The sequence below is a fragment of the Arthrobacter sp. SPT-J7 genome (assembly GCF_059089965.1).
The window spans coordinates 1-3662 of the sequence record NZ_JBNHFF010000282.1; the positions used below are offsets into that span (position 1 = coordinate 1).

Annotated in this window: 3 protein-coding genes; 1 reads left to right on the forward strand and 2 read right to left on the reverse strand. The window is 63.1% G+C overall.

The genetic code is table 11. From position 1 onward, the window contains the following. Positions 1-199: 199 nt before the first annotated feature. Positions 200-2308 (reverse strand): DNA gyrase/topoisomerase IV subunit B, encoded by a 2109-nt coding sequence (locus AC5RWX_RS31355; protein WP_494100098.1) that lies wholly within the window; start codon positions 2306-2308, stop codon positions 200-202. A 254-nt stretch (positions 2309-2562) separates the two neighbouring features. Between AC5RWX_RS31355 and AC5RWX_RS31360 the strand changes: the two genes are divergently transcribed. Then, on the forward strand, positions 2563-2784 hold the full coding sequence (locus AC5RWX_RS31360) for a DUF7455 domain-containing protein (RefSeq protein ID WP_013600696.1): 222 nt from the start codon (positions 2563-2565) through the stop codon (positions 2782-2784). A 171-nt stretch (positions 2785-2955) separates the two neighbouring features. Here AC5RWX_RS31360 and AC5RWX_RS31365 read toward each other — a convergent pair. After that, the coding region (locus tag AC5RWX_RS31365) for an RNA polymerase sigma factor (RefSeq protein ID WP_494100099.1) at positions 2956-3662 on the reverse strand (707 nt) is incomplete at its 5' end.

A 3662-nucleotide genomic window follows, 5' to 3' on the forward strand; every position in this document is an offset into this window, starting at 1 on the left:
ACCACAGCCTCACGCGTCAGCCGGCTGCTCTCCCCGCAGCCGGAGCTGCCCGCCCCCGTCCGCAGCCTGGTGCTGGCAGGCTGCGTCCTCCTGCTGGCCCTGCCGACGGCCCTGCTGGTGGTGCCGGGCCTGCTGGCCTGACGCGCGCCGTCGTACTTTCTGCACAGTCTCCCCCGCATGGGGGCGGCTCCCGCTGCCGTCAGGCGTCGATGCGTTCCCGGTCCAGGCTTGCGGCGCCGGCGATGATGAAATCCTTGCGCGGCGAAACATCCGAGCCCATCAGCAGGTCGAAAATCTCTTCCGCCTGCTTGGCGTTCTCGATCCCCACCTTGCGAAGGGTACGGTGCCGCGGATCCATGGTGGTTTCGGCCAGCTGTTCAGCGTCCATTTCGCCCAGGCCCTTGTAGCGCTGGATGGGTTCCTTGTACCGCTTGCCCTCCTTCGCCAGCCGGGCAAGCAGCACGTGCAGCTCGGTTTCGGAGTAAGTGTAGATCATGTCGTTGGCCTTCTGGCCGGCGTTGATCACTTCCACCCGGTGCAGCGGCGGGACCGCGGCAAAGACCCGGCCTTCCTCAATCATCGGCCGCATATAGCGGAAGAAAAGGGTGAGGAGCAGCGTACGGATGTGCGCGCCGTCCACGTCGGCGTCCGTCATCAGGATGACCTTGCCGTAGCGGGCGGCGGCGATGTCGAAACTACGTCCCGACCCTGCCCCCACCACCTGGATGAGGGCCGCGCATTCGGCGTTGGAGAGCATGTCCCCCACGGATGCCTTCTGGACGTTGAGGATCTTGCCGCGGATGGGCAGCAGGGCCTGGAAGTCCGAGGACCTCGCCAGCTTGGCGGTTCCCAGCGCCGAGTCGCCTTCCACAATAAAGAGTTCGGAACGCTCGACGTCGTCCGTACGGCAGTCAGCGAGCTTCGTAGGCATTGATGAGGTTTCCAGCGCGTTCTTGCGCCGTTGCGTTTCCTTGTGCACACGTGCCGAGATGCGTGATTTCATCTCGTTCACGATTTTCTCCAGGAGGAGGGCGGACTGTGCCTTGTCGTTCCTGTGGGCGGAGGCGAGCTTGGCGTTGACCTCGCGCTCTACGACCTTGGCCACGATCGCCCGCACGGCCGAGGTGCCCAGGATCTCCTTGGTCTGGCCTTCAAACTGCGGCTCAGCGAGGCGGACGGTCAGGACGGCGGTAAGGCCGGCGAAGATATCGTCCTTTTCGATCTTGTCATTGCCGGCCTTGAGCTTGCGGGCGTTGTTTTCCACCGCTTTGCGGAAGGTCTTGACGAGGGCCTGCTCAAAGCCGGACTGGTGGGTTCCGCCCTTGGGGGTGGAGATGATGTTGACGAAGCTGCGAACCGTGCTGTCGTAGCCGATCCCCCAGCGCAGCGCCACATCCACCTCACAGTCGCGCTCAACCTCCGCGAGCTGGCTGTGCCCCCGCTCGTCCAGCACGGGGACCGTCTCCTTGAACTTTCCGGAGCCGTGCAGCCGCCAGACATCGGTGACGGCGGGATCTGCGGCAAGGAATTCAACAAATTCGGAGATGCCACCGTCGTGGTGGAAGACCTCCTCGTGGGGTCCGGACTCGCCGGGTGTTCCCGGGACTTTGCGCTCATCGCGGACCGTCAGTTTGAGGCCGGGCACCAGGAAGGACGTCTGCCGGGCCCTCGCGGCGAGTTCCTCGTAGGAGAACTTTGCGTCCGGGGTAAAAATCTGCCGGTCTGCCCAGTAGCGGATCCTGGTTCCCGTGACGCCGCGCTTGGCCCTGCCCACCACGTCCAGCACCGAGTCGTCCACGAACGCTGTAAACGGCGCGGCCGGATCAATTTTGGACCCGGTGTCCTTGAAGCGCCCGGGCTCACCCCGGCGGAAGGACATTTTGTACGTTTTTCCACCCCGGTCAACTTCAACATCGAGGCGGGAGGACAGTGCGTTGACCACGGAGGCACCCACGCCGTGCAGGCCGCCGGAAGCAGTGTAGGAACCGCCGCCAAACTTGCCGCCCGCGTGGAGCTTGGTGAAGACCACCTCGACGCCGGTGAGCCCGGTTTTCGGTTCCTTGTCGATGGGGATGCCGCGGCCGTCGTCATGGATCTCCACAGAGTTGTCCGCATGGAGGATGATCTTGATGTCGTGGCCGAATCCGGCCAGTGCCTCGTCCACCGAGTTGTCGATAATTTCCCACAGGCAGTGCATCAGGCCGCGGGAGTCAGTGGAACCGATGTACATGCCGGGGCGCTTGCGGACGGCTTCAAGGCCCTCCAGTACAGACAGGTGCCGGGCAGTGTAATCAGAGCTTGGTGCCACTGGTGATGAACTCCTTCAGGGACGGAACAGCGGGCTTAAATCGCTCTTCCTAGGGTAGTCGGCCAGGCCCGGCAGTACCGACTGCCACACCTGCCGGCGCATGTGCCCCGCGCCACGTGCCGCTCTCGCCGGGGCCGTACTGCGATCTTGATTCATTCTTGCGGCTACGCGGACAGCGAACTTGTCCCATCCTTGCGATGGTTTTGTTACGAATGCTGGTTATATAGACGTACTGATCTACTAAGGAGGCCGACATGACAACAGCAGTGGCAGACCGCACACTCAACGCACTGGACCGGTGCGATCGTTGCGGAGCTCAGGCATATGTCCGGGTTGTACTGGAGTCCTCCGGCGGTGAGCTGCTTTTCTGCGGCCACCACGCCCGTGCAGTTGAGGCAACGCTCAAGCCCTTGAGCTCCGACTGGCACGATGAGACGGGGAAGCTTCACGAGAAGGCTGCCGTAGAAATCGACTAGCCTGGCTGAAGCTGTTGGGACCTCACCGGAAGGTGGGGTCCCAATCTTTTTAATCTCTGTTTCTGTAAATGGACCCCGGACGTCGCGAATGGACCAGCAAAAAGCGGCCCACCGGTTACCGCCCCGCTACGGGTACGGCAGCCGGCGGGCCGCTTGTGATGCGTTCTGCTTCTAGTCGAGGTAGTCCCGCAGCACCTGCGACCGGGAGGGGTGGCGGAGCTTGGACATGGTCTTGGATTCGATCTGGCGGATACGCTCGCGCGTCACTCCGTAGACCTTGCCGATTTCGTCTAAAGTCTTCGGCTGTCCGTCAGTGAGGCCGAACCGCATGGCCACAACTCCGGCCTCGCGCTCCGAGAGTGTATCCAGCACGGAGTGGAGCTGCTCCTGCAGGAGCGTGAAGCTCACGGCGTCCGCCGGGACAACAGCCTCGGAGTCCTCGATCAGGTCACCGAACTCCGAATCTCCGTCCTCGCCCAAGGGCGTGTGGAGCGAGATGGGCTCACGGCCGTACTTCTGGACTTCGACGACCTTTTCGGGGGTCATGTCCAGTTCGAGCGCAAGTTCTTCGGGCGTAGGTTCACGGCCGAGGTCCTGCAGCATCTGGCGCTGGACACGGGCCAGCTTGTTGATGACCTCCACCATGTGCACCGGAATACGGATGGTGCGTGCCTGGTCTGCCATGGCACGGGTGATGGCCTGGCGGATCCACCAGGTGGCGTACGTGGAGAACTTGAAGCCCTTGGTGTAGTCGAACTTCTCCACCGCGCGGATCAGGCCGAGGTTGCCTTCCTGGATCAGGTCCAGGAACAGCATGCCGCGCCCGGTGTAGCGCTTGGCCAGCGAGACCACCAGGCGGAGGTTGGCTTCGAGCAGGT